The following is a 15,775-nucleotide window of genomic DNA, read 5'->3' as shown; positions in this document are numbered from 1 at the left end:
ATAAATACTAAAAATATGGCTGAGATAGCTGTCAGTTCAAATAAATAGTCAAAAGTTGGCTATTTACTTGACTGTTTTTATGGGTTATCTCAATTTTGTCATACACTTCAAAAAATAATTTCAACCGTTACGGACATTCCATGACTCATAAACTTAAGTTTCAAAAAACAATCCTTGCTGCCGCATTAGCATTCACCGCAACACAGGTAAGCGCTGCAGGCTTTCAATTAAACGCGCAATCAGCAACCGGTTTAGGCCGTGCATTTGCAGGTGATGCAGTTATTGCAGATAACGCCTCTGTGATGGCACGTAATGCAGCTGCAATGGCACTGTTTGATAAAACCGAGCTTTCATTGGGCTTGAATGTTATCGCGACGGATATCACTGTGAGCGATTCTAATTATAAAAGCATCACTGGTTTTGAAGGTGAGTCAGACCACGACTCAGCAGGCGGCACCTCACTGGCGCCAAACATTCATGTTATCGTGCCACTTAATGAGCAGTTTGCGGTAGGTGTTAGTCTTTATACAAATTTTGGTACTAAAACCGATTTTGATGATAATTTTGTTGGTTCTGAGTATGGTGGATTAACCGATGTGAAAAGTATTAATTTAGGCTTGGCTGCTTCTTACCGTATTAATCAGCAGTGGAGCATTGGTGGTGGCTTAGATATCATTTATGGCACAGGTGAGCTACAAAGATCAACGAGTGCTTATTTAGGCGGTATGGAAGTACTTGATGCCGATGCAGCAGGGGTTGGTCTAGGTTTTAATATTGGTACTGTCTTTGAGCTTGATAAGAACAACCGTTTTGGGCTTTCTTACCACTATAGCCCTGAGATTGAAGCAAAAGGTGATATAACCTATCTAGGTACAACAACCAAAGACGATACCTTGTACTTAAACCTACCTGATATGCTTGAATTCTCTGGTTATAATCGTATTCCTGATACTAAATTTGCTGTTCATTACAGCGTGCAATGGATTGGTTGGTCAGCCTTTGATACTTTAGATACAAAGGCATACGGTACAATTAGTGAATACCAATGGAAAGATGCAATGCATTTCTCCTTAGGTGGTACCTATTACCTCAATAATAGCTGGACAGTACGTGCTGGTTATATGTATGACCAAAGTGCACAGGATGAAGTCACTTCGATTTCAGTACCTGATTCTGACAGACAGTGGTTCTCGGGTGGTTTTACTTACCACTTTAGTGACAGCTCAAACCTTGATGTTGGTCTAACTTATCTAGTAGGGCAAGATGTTACCGTTGAAGAAGACAAAGGATTCTCTTCGATAACCGGTACAACACGTGCCGATGCGATTTTAGCGGCAATACAGTATAGCCGTAGCTTCTAATCACTCTACGTCATCGCTAAAAACTAAAAAAGCACCTTAATTAAGGTGCTTTTTACTATTATTCGCTAATTTCTCTAAACATTAATCGGCTAACAATGCTTCAGTCATTTTAGTGGTATCAACTGACTCTACCGCTTTTTCTTTATCAACTGATTCTACCGCTTTTCCATAATCTATCTCTTCAGCAATCACTGCTTCTTGCAATTTAGCGGCATCAACTGACTCAACGGCTTTATCTTTATCAACCGCATCATTCAACTTACCAAAATCAACGGCCATTGCACTGCTAGAAAAAAATAACGCCGTGATAGATGCAATTATAAATTTGTTCATTGTTAAAACTCCATTTTATTAAGCAAATATAAAATATAACGTAATTAAATAAATTAAACCAGTGAGGTTTTTAGATAACATTTTAAAACGGATCAGGTGGTTGAGAGCATATCTGCCCTCATGATCATACAGCCCTATTGTCTGACTAAAAATAACAAACAAGCTATGAGTCACAAAAATAGATTGAAGTACTATGGAACGCATTGAAAAATAAGGTTAATATCCAAAATCATCATTCTTTGTAAGGTGATAAATATTAAAGCACTAAATTTAGTTATTTAGCCCAAATCAGTTTAAAAATTTAGACGAGAAATCATTGAAATTTGTAAATAAATATTTGCTCTTGGTAGCATTAATCGTTATCACCCTTTTATTACTTTTTGTACATAATAAAGGTTTCTATAAAGTATTAAATATCCCCTTGGATAATAACGAGAGAATATTAGGTCTTTCCGATGCTTCCGTAGGTGGTGATTCGATGATGAAGGTCAGTACCAATGCCGAAGGAACTTCCTTTAACTGTAATATCGTCAATAAATTTCAATGGCCTTTTTGCCAATTACAGATCTACATGATCCCTTTCAATGAACAGGATAAAAATAGCCTACAACATGGGTTCGATATTTCCGAGTATGACGAGCTATTTGTTGATATAAAATACCAGGGTCCAAAACCAGAACTCTTACGCTTACATATTCGTAACTACAACCCTGCTTACACAAATTTAGAGGTTGATAGTAACTCAATGAAAATTAATGAATTTAAGATTGAGGCTAATGCATATAAAACCAAGCAATTTATCAACCTTAAAGATTTTTATGTTGTTCCTTGGTGGGGAAGTGAACGTAACCTGCCAACAGAGCTTAAACTGCGAGAATTTAGTAATGTCCCGCTGATTGAAGTATTAACAACAGACCATGTGCAAGAGGGTGAACTAACCGTTAATATCAACGAAATTAGCTTTCGTCGATTGTACATCTCTAATGAAAATCTACTGTTTACTATCATTGCAATGTGGCTCGCCGCAGCGGCTGGTTACCTCATTCTGCAACTACACAACTATCGATCTAACCTTAAACAAGCCCGCTTATCGAATAACCGCTTAATTGAAATAATGGATGCATTAAAACTGGAAAAAGCACAGATTGAAGAGATGTCTAAACGAGATACGTTAACCGGGCTTAGAAATCGCTCGGGATTAAGTCTTCACTTCACACAATGTGCCACTGATTTGTTAGAGCAAAACACGCCTTTTAGTATTGTATTTATTGATATCGATTTTTTTAAGAACATTAATGACCTATATGGGCATAATCGAGGCGATGATATTTTAGTCACCTTTGCACAAATTATTCACAGCAATATTCGTATTGCCGATAAATTAGGCCGATGGGGAGGCGAGGAGTTTATCTTAATCTGTACCAACAGTACCTTAAACCAAGCAAACTCAATCGCTGAGAAACTCTGTCGTATTATTCAACAGCATCTATTTGGGAGTGATTTGCAAGTTACAGCCAGTTTTGGTGTTGCAGAAATGTACCCAGATGAATCAGTTAAAGATTTCATTGAGCGAGCAGATAAGGCCCTTTACAAAGCGAAAGCAGAGGGTCGTAATCAAGTACAAGTTAGCGTTTAATGTTTAATGTTTAATGTTTAATGTTTAATGTTTAATATTTAATAGAAGAGGGCTAAAAAGCCCTCTTCAATGTTTATAATGCAGCGTTAAAACGTTCAAACCCGGCTTCTAAATCAGCAATCAGGTCATCCACATTTTCAAGACCGATATGTAAACGTATCAAGGGTTTAGAGCTATCCCAAGTGGTCGCGGTACGTAATTTATCGATACCAAACACGCCTAAAATCAAACTTTCATAACCGCCCCATGAAAAGCCCATTTTAAAATGTGCCATGTTTTCAACTAATGCAGTAATCGATTTAAGATTTCCCTCTTTTAATACAAAAGAAAACAGACCGTTTGACGCGCTAAAATCACGTTCAAAGAATTCGTGGCCCGGACAGCTTTCAAACGCCGGGTGGCGAAGATGATCAACCTCTGGTCGTGTTGCTAGCCAGTTAGCCACTTTTAAAGCGTTCTTTTCATGTTGTGCCATGCGCACACCTAAGGTACGTAAACCACGGCTTGCTAAATACACATCATCCGGTGACGTACAGTAACCCATTAAGTAACTGTGCTCACGTAACTGATCCCAATATTTTTCATTAGACGTTGCAGTGCCCATCATTACGTCTGAGTGACCAACAATGTATTTTGTTGCTGCTTGAATCGAAATATCAACACCCATTTCAAAAGGGCGCGAATTAATCGGTGATGCCCAGGTATTATCCAACATCACAATCAGATCGTTTTCATGTGCAATCCTACTTAGCGTAGGTACATCTTGAATTTCCATGGTGATAGAACCAGGAGACTCTAAAAATAATACTTTAGTGTTTTCTTGAATCAGGTCTTTAATGCCCGCGCCAATCAACGGATCATAATAAGTAGTTTCAATACCATATCCCGCTAATAAATTATCACACAGTGCACGTGTTGGTTCATAAGCATTATCAACCATCAATAGATGATCGCCCGCTTTTAAGAAAGACAACAGTGCCCCACTAATGGCCGCTGAACCTGATGGGTAAAGTGCAGTGCCAACACCGCCCTCTAATTCTGCAATGGCAGCCTGAAAAGCAAAATGAGTAGGCCCGCCGCGGCGACCATAAAACATCTCTCCATTTGCTCTATTCTTAGTTGCAAAACGCATCTCTTCCATGGTTTCAAAGAGCATGGTGGATGCGCGAAATACTGGCGGGTTAATGACGCCTTTAGTCCATTTTTTATCACGACCTAAGCTAACGATTTGTGTTTCTTTTTTCATCAGGTTATTCCAACTATGTAGGGGAAAGCTATGTTAACACTTGATAACATTTTGAACATAAACAAAAAACGAGTTTAACATTTCATTTCGTTTATAACAGAAACAAAAAAGAATATACTAGTCGTTAATTTACTACTTAAGATAGGTTCCACATGCAGTTTTCAAGCGAGTTTATTCTTGACCGCGAACACTTTTCAGAGTGTTATGATCAATCAGCGATCATTAACCCCCCTAAAAAAATACGTTATAACTTTATAGGCGCCCTACTCGCTTTTGGTTTTATTATCATGATGTTCACAGACCAGTCCGTAGCGGTCGGTTTATTTTTTATTGCTTTGGCATTCGTAGAATATTTCAGTTGGAAATACGCTAAAGCTTGGTGGTTATCAAGACAGATGTGGAGTAAAAACTCAGGTAACCGTATTACCCTGACCATTGATGATGAGGCAATTAAAATAGTCAGCCTGTATCAAAATCAAACTTTTCTGTGGCGTGAGATAAAAGCGATCCATGAAACGCCTCTAGGTATCATTTTAAAGCTAGAAAATAACGGTCAAAGCTATTTATCTAAAAGCAGTTTGGATAATGAAGTTATTGAATTTATAAAAGCAAAGACTGTAAAGAAAGCTGTCAGTCATTAGCTGTCAGTTAAAATCAAAACAAAAAGCCCCGTTGCAGTGAATATGCAACGGGGCTTTTTTTTAAACTTACTAATCACTAAATACTAACGACTAATAGCGACCTAGTCTTGTTCATGTCCTAACACTGGCTGTAATTTAGCTAAAAACGTTTCTAGGTCAGGTGCTAATACCGCTTCCTGTTTTTTACCTAATGTTTCTAATTGCACTTCACCCGTTTCATTTAAAATCGAGATAACTTGCATCTCATCGCTACAGCTTGCGATAAACATTGATGCGGGTTTCTTTAATCGTTTTTGCATCATAAAGTGCGCAATCATATTTTCTTGCAATAGGTTAAAGTCTTCATCGTTCCAGACTTGAATAAGGTCGATCGGATGCCCTTCAAATAAACACGGGATACCGTCTGCATAAAAAGAGCAAAAAAGTGCACTTATACTTGGATGCAACGTGACTTCAAGTGCTTCCTCGATATTCGCTAAATTGATCTCTACGTCGCGTTCAACTGCCGACCAAGTCAGTAACTCACCCTGTAAACGCTGAACCTCACAAGGTGAAATCCACTCTTCATCGAAAACCTGTTGTGGCAAAGAGTTATGCTCATCTTTCCAAATTTTCGCATGGCGCGTATGAAGATCCTGCAGTGCTGCTTTTATTGTGTTATTCATTGCTCGAAAATTTCTTATATTTAGTTACAATGGGGTTATTGTACACAGATATTAACAATAATAAAAAATAGCATCAGCTAACACCCTTTTACGATTTATTAAAATTAGAAAAAGCGAATACCATGACCAATAAACCACTCTACTCACAAGCTGTTTCATTACAAAACCTATCACTCGGCCAGGTAACGGAATATAAAAGCCAATATGATGCCTCGCTATTACAAGGTGTACCGCGTAGTTTGAATCGAGATGAGTTGAAATTAGTGGCCTCTGACTTACCATTTTTAGGCTGTGATCTATGGAATATTTATGAGTTATCGTGGTTGAATAGTAAAGGTAAACCGATGGTGGCGACGGGTGTCGTTAAAGTGCCATTTGATAGTGATAACTTAATTGAATCTAAATCGTTCAAACTTTACCTTAATAGCTTTAATCAAACTAAATTTGATAGTGTTGCATCAGTACAACAGTGTTTAGCAGCAGACCTTTCCGCTTGTGCGAATAAACCCGTCAGCGTTGAATTAAATGCTGATATGGGTAAATTTGATGAGCAATTAGGTTGCTTTACAGGTGAGTGTCTAGACGACCTTGATATTGAAATTGATAATTACCAACTGACACCAACCTTACTTACAGGACTTTGCTGTTCTGAAACAGTGACAGAAACACTCTATTCCAACTTGTTAAAATCAAACTGTTTAATTACTAGCCAACCGGACTGGGCGAGTGTTGAAATTAGTTACACAGGTAAAAAAATAGATCGTGAAAAACTGTTACGCTACCTTATCTCTTTCCGTCAACATAATGAATTTCATGAACAATGCGTTGAACGTATCTACTGTGATTTAATGAAGTTTGGAGAGATTGACTCACTTTCAGTCTACGCACGCTATACGCGCCGAGGTGGTTTAGACATTAATCCATATCGATGCAGTGAAATAAACAATGATAAAAATGAAAGCTTAAATCAACTTCGCTTATTACGTCAATAATCCTAAAAATGGTTTTTATGATACATATCTCACGTTATCTAACTCTCTGTATAGCAATGCTTATGCTCTGCTTTCCAGTTTCCCTTTTAGCGTTAGATTTGCTTGAGACGAGTGTACCTGCACCAATACTCAATGCGTTTAAAGTTCGTCATAGCGCACCTAAAATGTGTATCAAAAATTCTGAAGATTATATTGCAAAATTAAATGCGTTTGATAAAAAATCAGACGCAATACCCTATCAAATACAATCACTCAGTAAAAACATCACCTTCTCGACGCAACTATTAGCATTGTGTAATGCACAAATAGAGCAATACCAGCAAGCCTATCAATTACTGAGTCAGTTACTCAGTAAACAAAGTTTTTCAATCGAGCAGCTACGCACACTAAATTTATTGGCATCTGAAATTCCAGAAAGAGATCGTCCTGAATTTAATAATCAGCTATTGATAAAAATATTAACTACAAGCCTTAGAAAAATAGAGAGTTCAGAGCTTAACAAATACCCTGATTTTAAAACAAAACTTTTGCTTTCAATCAGTAAACTGTCCTTAGAAAATGATCAACTGCGTAATGCAAACATTACATTAGAAGCCGCAAAAGAGTCATTAGAGAAGAATCAAAATATCCAGCTAACGGCATGGATGGATTATTATTACGGCCTTTATTACGCTAAAATAAACCAACAACAATTAGCCGTTGCCAACCTATTCACTGCGAACAAAACTGCTGATAAATACAACTACACTAAACTCAGTGGTGAAGCTAAAAAAAGCATCGCCGACCTCTACCAGCAAAAGTATCTTTTCAATCGTGCTATCGACTTTGCTAGCCAGCGAGTTGAGCTGTACATGGGTACTGAAAACAGTATTAAACAGGTCGATAGTTTAATGCAACTTGCTATTTTAAAAGGTAAGAAGAAAAATACAAATGAAGCCCTTATCTACCTATTTAACGCATTAGAGTTAATTCAAGACAAAAAAGATAACATCCTTTTAGCACAGGTTTTTCTTGAGCTAGGCCGTGTATACAGCGATCAAGTAACCAGTAAAACAGATCAAAAACATCGTTTGCTTGCACAAAAGTATCTACAAAATGCACGTTACCATTTTACTCGGCTTAAGGATGTGCGCCATCAAATTGAAAGCTTATTATTATTAGCAAGATTAAATCTTATCAATGAAGACCCTGCACTGGCTATTTTACAACTAGAGAAAACATTGAGACTTGCCTCTGATCGCTACCCTGAATTAAGCGTACGTGCTTTTGAGATGTTAGCGTCAAGTTATGAAATTACTGGTAACCACCAACAGGCGATTGTTCATTTCAAAAATTTTCACGCTTTGCAAAATAGAATTAAAGAACATTTATTTACCCTACAGCAGTTACAGATTAGTGAGCAACTGCACCTGATTGAACGTACTCAACAGAAAAGATACCTTGAGATAGAAAATAAAGATTTAAAAAATGAAAATACACGTTTCACATTAATAAGCTACAGTTCAATAACCCTACTAATTATTACCATATTAAGTTTATTTTATATTTTCATTTATAACCGTAAATTAAGAGAATCTGAACACACACTACAACAGCAAATTAGTATTCACCCACGTACTAAACTGCCTTCACAACAGGCAAAAGGAAAGGGATTCCATTATGTTTACAATGAGATACCACTCTATTATGCGCTCGTTAATATCCCTTTCTTGGAGCATCTAAACGAGCTTTCAGGTGCGACTGCAGGCAAAAAATTAGAAAAAAAACTTGGCCAACATCTGAGCGCTGCTTTTGCACAGAATAGTGATATTTTCCAAGTGCGTGATAACCAAATTCTGTTTATCACTGAGCAACAAAACTACCAACAAGCGCAGTTTTTTGCACAAAAAATAGAACTTTGTTTTCTGCAGTTTACAGAGCAGCACAATCTGCCTAACACTATCACAACAGGTATTGTTGCTTTCCCATTTTTAAATAATGTTAGCCGAGCAATTAACCCAACACGCATGTTAAATTTGACCAGCCTAGCTTTGTTTGGTGCAAACCAATTACGTGATACCTATCAAGGAAGCAATTGGGTCGAGTTGTATGCTATTGATAACTTACAGCCCGCATTTTTTGACGGTGATTTATGGATTTTAGGTCAAAAAGCGATCCAAAAGGGAATTGTGAAAATAAACAGTAATTATCAGTCCCATCACTTTCATTGGCCAGAGATAGACAGTTAATTTACATTAAGCACGTTAAAAACTTGCACATAAGTCACTAATTCTTAATAATAAGACTCCCTTTGGTGAACATATGTGACTGATAAGGCAATAATTTATCACGGCCCATTTTCAATTGCCTAATAAGGGTGTAAATTAATAAAGATTTTAATAATTACTTTAATGGATTGAAATACTATGCCCTCGCCTTTAGCTACATTAAAGTTGCTTAAACAACTATTAAAACGAACTTCTCGTCAAAGTAAAAAATTTGATAGATATCAGCAATCTTTTTTAAGCAAATTACAGCATAGTAGCTCTGGCGCCGTCATTGAAGATCTTTATGATGATTGTGTTGAGCAACTTAATGAACTTCATTTTCCCATTGAAGATACGTTATCAGAAGGTCGACTCATTGTTTCTCAATCACAATTACAGTTAAAGAAACTATCTAACCTATCAGAAGCAAGCACAAAAAGAGTTAATGATTCAACACAGATATCCCCCCCCTATACGATCCTTGAACACCACACTGAATTAACCAATATTATTAAAATTTACCAGCGTGTGGTGATTGAGCTTAATAAAAATAAAAATATACAAAGTAGCGCCCATGATGATGCTCCCCTGATCGCAAATATTTGTGATGAATTACAGCAGGTGATTCTCGACCTTGACGTCGGTCGTAGCTACAGTAAAAAACTAGAAGAGATCAGAGTTAAAATTTCCAACGAAGAAGACCCACTTCTATTACCGCAATATTGTTTACAAATTATTTCCATTATTATCGATAGTAACCGTGAAGAACGTCGCTCTTCTCGACACTTTTTATACACGCTCAACGATAGTCTTACTCAGTTTTATCTTGATTTTGCTAAAAATATCAAGCAAGCAGAAAACTCCTTCAAAGACCAAGAAGAGTGTGTAAAAAGTATTCAAAAGCAATCAACCGCACTAAAAAAAGTTACGGTAGAAAGCAAAGACTTACTCACCTTACAAAAACATATTTATGACTATGTTTATAATGTTGAACAGATGATCCTCGCAAGAGAATCGACAAAAGAGCAGCAGGTACGCCATCAATTTCAAGGTATGGTAAGACAAATAAAAGAGCTGCAAAATGAAACTAAGAATTATCAAAAAACACTTAAGCATCAAAGCCAACAACTGCATGTCGATTTTTTAACCAAAATCCCAAATCGTGCGGCATGGAGCGAACGTTTACAAATTGAGTACACACGCTACAAACGTTACGAACACCCACTGACTATAGCGGTTATTGATATTGATAAGTTTAAAGTCATTAATGATACTTTTGGGCACTTAGCAGGCGACAAAGTGCTTAATGTGATTGCTCAAACATTGCAAAAACTGGTGAGAAATACCGATTTTATTGCACGTTTTGGGGGAGAAGAGTTTGCGCTATTATTACCAGAAATAACCAATCAACAATCGCAAATTGCACTTGAAAAATTACGTTGTGCAATTAAAAACATCCCCTTCAAATTTAAAAAGCAGAGTATTAGCATAACTATTTCAATAGGTTGCACTAGCTTTCAAAAAGAAGATGATATTGAAAGTGCTTTTGAGCGTGCTGACCAAGCCCTATACCATGCAAAAAGTAATGGTCGTAATCGAGTGGTCAACTTTGATAATAGTTTGGTTACCAGCTAATAGCGACGATTAGCCTTCTGTAACGGGCCATATTAAATCTTTTTATCTCCTTAGTGACCTGATTTGATATGGTTTTTAATCTTGAAGTCTGGCGAGTATGGTTTACGCTTAATAGCTCTGAATAGCATTTAATCGTTGTCACTCTCCCTCTTTAAGGAAGCATTATGATCTCTCATATCAGCCCCGTTGGCAGCATGGCCCTACTTTCTCAACTAGAAGTAAACCAACTACAGGACTCTGCTTCCAGTGAAATTTACCAACTTTTTCGTAATTGCTCACTTGCGGTACTCAACTCTGGAAGCCAAACCGATAGCAGCAAAGAGATTTTAGAAAAATATAAAGACTTCAAAATTAATGTATTGCACCAAGAGCGTGGGGTTAAAATTGAATTACAAAACCCACCTGTTGAAGCATTTACTGATGGGGAATTAATAAAAGGTATTCAAGAGCACCTCTTCTCGGTACTCAGAGACCTACTCTACGTCGATAAACGTATCGAACTGGCGATGGAACCAGGGCAAGATGCGAGTTCGCAAATCACCAGCCTGGTCTTTTCTATTTTACGTAACGCCAATATTCTTAAAGCAGGCGTAGAGCCAAATGTGGTTGTTTGCTGGGGTGGTCATTCCATTAACGACATCGAGTTTCATTATACCCGTGAAGTGGGAAGCCAACTCGGATTACGCGAGCTGAATATCTGTACCGGTTGTGGTCCAGGAGCAATGGAAGGACCGATGAAAGGAGCAACCGTTGGCCATGCGAAACAACGGGTAAAAAATGGTCGCTATATCGGTTTAACTGAGCCCGGTATTATTGCTGCAGAACCACCTAATCCGATAGTAAATGAACTAGTAATACTGCCCGATATTGAAAAGCGCCTTGAAGCTTTTGTACGTGTTGCACATAGCATTGTCATCTTCCCTGGAGGCCCAGGGACTGCAGAGGAGCTGCTATATATACTTGGCATCATGATGCATCCTGAAAATAAACGTCAACCCCTCCCCATTATTTTAACCGGTCCGAAAGAGAGCGAAGACTATTTCAAGGCAATCGATCAATTTATCGCAGATACACTCGGTGAAGAGGCACGTCGCCACTACCAAATTATCATTGATGATTCAGCCCTTGTGGCACGAGTGATCAAGCGTTCAATGCAGAAAGTCACTGAATATCGCCGGGCTATCGGTGATGCTTATTCCTATAACTGGTCACTTAAAATAGATGAGCCTTTTCAGCATCCCTTTATCCCTAATCATGAAAACATGGCTAATCTTGCTTTGCATAAAGATCAGCCGGTTCAAGAGCTAGCTTCAAATTTACGACGCGTATTTTCAGGTATTGTTGGTGGCAACGTTAAAGATGAAGGAATAAAATCAATTGAAGAATTAGGGCCATTTCAAATAAAAGGGGAAAAGAGATTGATGAAAAAAGTTGATATTTTATTAGAAAGCTTTATAAAACAGGGACGAATGAAACTACCAGGCACGGTTTATACACCCTGCTATAAGATAATCAGCTAAATGATCGCCACCCTTCTCATTATTGATGCGATGAACTTAATCCGTCGCATCTACGCCGTACAAGAAAAACAACAGCAACAGAGCCAAGCTGTACTTGATGTGACCAATAGCACCGCTTGCAATGCGCTAAAAAAGCTAATCAATATTCATCATCCAACCCACGTTATTTGTGTCTTTGATAGCCACGCGCACAGTTGGCGTCATCAGCTTTATGCACAATACAAGCAGGGCAGAAAACCGATACCTGAACAACTAAAAGCAGACTTAGGTAATATTCAAGATAGCTTTTACGAGATGGGTATTGAGTCACTGGTAACGGAATCAGATGAAGCTGATGACTTGATTGCAACCCTAACTACTAAAATGGCAAAAAATGGCCATAAATCGATTATAGTCTCGACCGATAAGGGTTTTTATCAATTACTCGATAAACAGACGCTGATCTACGATTACTTTCAGAACAGTTATACCGATACTGGGCGTGTACTTAATAAAATGAGCTTAAGCGTTGATAAGTTAACTGACTTTTGGGCAATAACAGGTATTTCTAGTAGTGCGATCAAAGGTGTGGAAGGCGTAGGTGAAAAAGGCGCATTAGCATTACTTAACCAATACGGTGATTTACAGAACTTATTCGCGAGTCCGATTGATGAGAAAGATAAACGCTTAATGAAAGTAAAAAACCAACAACAGGAGGCTTTGCTTGCTAAACAGTTAGTGACGCTGAAAACAGATATCGAGCTCGGTTTTAACCTACAAGATTTACGCTACAACCCGAACCGATAATAAATCACTAAAAAGTGAATTTTTAAATAGCGAACCAGCAGATTTTTAGTAAGATAAACTAATACATAATCTGATGGAGTAAATCAATTGAATAAAACAATCATTGCAGGCGCTATTTTAGCAGCAGGTGCTGGCGCAGTTATAATGAGCCAGCAAGATTCCACACCAAGTTATAATGTGCTTGACTACATTCCAGCCGATACACCACTTTTTGCCGCTCAGCTTGAACCTTTTCCATTAAAAAATTACATCGCCTCAGCCCCTAGAATCATTGATCCAAACGAACAACAAGCGTCAGATGAAAATGCAGCGTCAACACAACCTGGTGCTAGCTTTTTGCTTAGTCTCATAAAAAGCTATGAAGCAGGATTAACCGATGCTGATTTACTGGTTAAAACCTTTGGTTTACCCGATGATGTCCGCGCTTATTTTTATACCTTAGGTTTGTTACCGGTATTTAAAATAGAGATCGCCAATGAGCAAGCCTTTTGGGATCTACTTGATAAAGCAGAGTTAGACAGCGGATTTTCCCATAAAGCGGTTAAATTACAAACGATTAGCTATCGTGCATATGCCATTAGTGATCCAACCGATCCGGTTAACGCAGAGGTGATTGTCGCTATCGACAAGGGCTTATTAACGATCACCTTTAACAGTGCTCACAATGAAGAAACATTACTTGCTAGTGCATTAGGGCTAACCAAAGCTGAACATTCAATTGCTGACAGTGGCAAGGTTGAACAGATCATCAAACAGCATAACTTTCAGCAAGCAAGCGTCGGTTTTATTGACCATGTTGAACTGATAAAAGGGTTAACCACACAGGACGGTAACCAACTTGCGACACAACTCAGCACAATGCAGCAAAAATTAGGCACTGGCGGTTACCTGGAACAAATACGCACCGAACAGTGCGCTTCAGAACTGGCAACGATTGCTGCAAACTGGCCACGCACCGTGGCAGGTTATACACAACTTGATATCACTGCAAAAGAATCAACGATTGGTTTTTCCACGGTTGTTGAAAGCAATAATCAAGTTATTTTAAACGCTCTTACTGCGCTTCGTGGTTTTATTCCTAAGTACACAAGTGATGTTCACAATAACGTATTAGCAATGGGCCTTGGATTAGATAGCAGCGAATTCTCTCATACGTTAAATACCGTATGGCGAGATTTACAAACCCCCGCCTTTAGTTGCCAACCATTGGCTGAAATACAAACTCAAATATCCCAATCTGGTGATGTAGTTGGCATGGCTGGTATGAGCGCAAATTTCACCAATGGTTTGCAAGGTGTAAGCGCAGGACTATTAGATTACAGTATCTCTAAAAAGGGTAATAAAGCACAACTTGATAGCTTAGACGCACTGTTTACAATCTCTGCAGATACACCTGAACAACTGTTTAACTCGGCAAAAATGTTTCTACCTGCACTGCAACATGTGCAACTCACGAGTGGTGGTGAACCCATCGCGTTAAATACGATTATCCCGATCCCCCCTGAAATGAAAATCGATCCTAAAGTCGCGATTAAAGGTAATCATTTGGTTATCTATAGCGGTGATAAAGGTGAAAAAGTAGCTAACGCATTAGCCTCTGAGTCACTGTCTAAAAATGGACTTTTTGATTTAAGTTTTGACTTTAAGAAAATGGTAACGCCGATCATTACTGCAACCGAGCTTGCTGGTGAAGAGATACCTGAGGAAGCAATGTTCTTAACTGAATACGATGCACGTATGCAGTTGAGCATCGATACCAATCAAGAAGGCCTTATTTTTAAGTCAGAAGTGAATAATAAAGCACCTAAATAGGCAACATGACAGGAGTTTGAGTGCTTTGAATATGCCCAACTTACCTGACGGGCTGAAGCCCGACCTACAGGTGAAGCTAAATATTTTGTAGGTCGCGGCTTTAACCCGGCAAGTAAATCTGAATCTTTTGTAGGTCGCGGCTTTAGCCCGACAAGTAAAGCTGAATATTTTGTAGGTCGCGGCTTTAGCCCGACAAGTAAAGCTGAATATTTTGTAGGTCGCGGCTTTAGCCCGACAAGTAAAGCTGAATATTTTGTAGGTCGCGGCTTTAGCCCGACAAGTGAAGCTAAATATTTTGTAGGTCGCGGCTTTAGCCCGACAAGTAAAGCTGAATATTTTGTAGGTCGCGGCTTTAGCCCGACAAGTAAAGCTTAATATTTTGTAGGTCGCGGCTTTAGCCCGACAAGTAAAGCTTAATATTTTGTAGGTCGCGGCTTTAGCCCGACAAGTGAAGCTAAATATTTTGTAGGTCGCGGCTTTAGCCCGACAAGTGAAGCTAAATATTTTGTAGGTCGCGGCTTTAGCCCGACAAGTAAAGCTTAATATTTTGTAGGTCGCGGCTTTAGCCCGACGATTTTCAAGCTTAGGGTTGCGAGCAGCGAAAGTCAGAAGCAACACCTTTGGCGTGTCGGCATCAAATACCTTGCGCTTAAACAGAGTATCTACAATATAGAGATAGCAAAAAGGGAGCCATTGGCTCCCTTTTTTATACGTCGAACAAATCAGATCTATTCTGCTTTGTTTGTGTCGACTGCTTGATTCGCTTTTTCATTCGCTTCTGCAAGCTTACGTTCTTTCTCATTAGTTTCAGTTTGTTCAAACCAAAGGCCATTAATGATGCCAAACGCACAGGCTAATAACACCCCTAAAACCCATACAAAATACCACATAAAATACCCCTA

The 15,775-nt window shown here is 38.5% G+C and carries 12 protein-coding genes and 1 pseudogene; 9 read left to right on the top strand and 4 right to left on the bottom strand.

Annotated features, from left to right (window positions below):
* The first annotated feature begins 140 nt into the window (after positions 1-140).
* Positions 141-1,361 carry an outer membrane protein transport protein gene (locus tag QQK09_RS15365; protein WP_284205043.1) on the top strand — a complete coding sequence of 407 codons (1,221 nt, stop codon included), beginning with the start codon at positions 141-143 and terminating at the stop codon, positions 1,359-1,361.
* A gap of 81 nt (positions 1,362-1,442) precedes the next feature.
* Here the strand turns inward: QQK09_RS15365 and QQK09_RS15360 are convergent, their stop codons facing one another.
* Positions 1,443-1,694 carry a hypothetical protein gene (locus QQK09_RS15360; protein ID WP_284205042.1) on the bottom strand — a complete coding sequence of 84 codons (252 nt, stop codon included), beginning with the start codon at positions 1,692-1,694 and terminating at the stop codon, positions 1,443-1,445.
* Positions 1,695-2,010: 316 nt separating this feature from the next.
* On the opposite strand from QQK09_RS15360, the gene QQK09_RS15355 reads away from it, so the two are divergent.
* On the top strand, positions 2,011-3,330 hold the full coding sequence (locus tag QQK09_RS15355) for a GGDEF domain-containing protein (RefSeq protein ID WP_284205041.1): 1,320 nt from the start codon (positions 2,011-2,013) through the stop codon (positions 3,328-3,330).
* 73 nt (positions 3,331-3,403) lie between these two features.
* Here QQK09_RS15355 and QQK09_RS15350 read toward each other — a convergent pair whose 3' ends face one another.
* Positions 3,404-4,576 (bottom strand): cystathionine beta-lyase, encoded by a 1,173-nt coding sequence (locus QQK09_RS15350; RefSeq protein ID WP_284205040.1) that lies wholly within the window; start codon positions 4,574-4,576, stop codon positions 3,404-3,406.
* A gap of 152 nt (positions 4,577-4,728) precedes the next feature.
* Here QQK09_RS15350 and QQK09_RS15345 point away from each other — a divergent pair, with 152 nt between their 5' ends.
* Positions 4,729-5,217 carry a YcxB family protein gene (locus tag QQK09_RS15345; RefSeq protein ID WP_284205039.1) on the top strand — a complete coding sequence of 163 codons (489 nt, stop codon included), beginning with the start codon at positions 4,729-4,731 and terminating at the stop codon, positions 5,215-5,217.
* A 101-nt stretch (positions 5,218-5,318) separates the two neighbouring features.
* On the opposite strand, the gene syd is transcribed toward QQK09_RS15345, so the two are convergent.
* Positions 5,319-5,882 (bottom strand): SecY-interacting protein, encoded by a 564-nt coding sequence (gene syd / locus QQK09_RS15340; protein WP_284205038.1) that lies wholly within the window; start codon positions 5,880-5,882, stop codon positions 5,319-5,321.
* Positions 5,883-6,004: 122 nt separating this feature from the next.
* On the opposite strand from syd, the gene queF reads away from it, so the two are divergent.
* The 6 genes from queF (at position 6,005) to QQK09_RS15310 (ending at position 14,873) form a co-directional block, all read left to right on the top strand.
* Complete coding sequence (gene queF, locus QQK09_RS15335) at positions 6,005-6,874, top strand: NADPH-dependent 7-cyano-7-deazaguanine reductase QueF (RefSeq protein WP_284205037.1); 870 nt, start codon at positions 6,005-6,007, stop codon at positions 6,872-6,874.
* 98 nt (positions 6,875-6,972) lie between these two features.
* Positions 6,973-9,102: a tetratricopeptide repeat protein gene (locus QQK09_RS15330; RefSeq protein WP_284205036.1), complete on the top strand. Its 2,130-nt coding sequence runs from the start codon at positions 6,973-6,975 to the stop codon at positions 9,100-9,102.
* 177 nt (positions 9,103-9,279) lie between these two features.
* The gene (locus QQK09_RS15325) at positions 9,280-10,755 is read left to right on the top strand and encodes a GGDEF domain-containing protein (RefSeq protein ID WP_284205035.1); all 1,476 of its coding nucleotides are present in this window, start codon (positions 9,280-9,282) and stop codon (positions 10,753-10,755) included.
* Between the two features lie 164 nt (positions 10,756-10,919).
* Positions 10,920-12,275, top strand: coding sequence for a nucleotide 5'-monophosphate nucleosidase PpnN (gene ppnN / locus QQK09_RS15320; RefSeq protein WP_284205034.1), 1,356 nt, complete (start codon positions 10,920-10,922; stop codon positions 12,273-12,275).
* A complete protein-coding gene (xni, locus tag QQK09_RS15315; protein ID WP_284205033.1) occupies positions 12,276-13,061 on the top strand; it encodes a flap endonuclease Xni in 786 nt (261 codons plus the stop codon). It abuts the gene before it with no gap.
* A gap of 87 nt (positions 13,062-13,148) precedes the next feature.
* Complete coding sequence (locus tag QQK09_RS15310; protein ID WP_284205032.1) at positions 13,149-14,873, top strand: hypothetical protein; 1,725 nt, start codon at positions 13,149-13,151, stop codon at positions 14,871-14,873.
* Between the two features lie 776 nt (positions 14,874-15,649).
* On the opposite strand, the pseudogene cydX reads toward QQK09_RS15310, so the two are convergent.
* Positions 15,650-15,763 (bottom strand): annotated as a pseudogene (gene cydX, locus QQK09_RS15305) (cytochrome bd-I oxidase subunit CydX); the annotation flags it as partial.
* Positions 15,764-15,775 lie beyond the last annotated feature (12 nt).

The sequence above is a fragment of the Psychromonas marina genome (assembly GCF_030161115.1).
GTDB lineage: Bacteria > Pseudomonadota > Gammaproteobacteria > Enterobacterales > Psychromonadaceae > Psychromonas > Psychromonas marina.
This window is presented reverse-complemented; position numbering and strand designations above follow the sequence as displayed.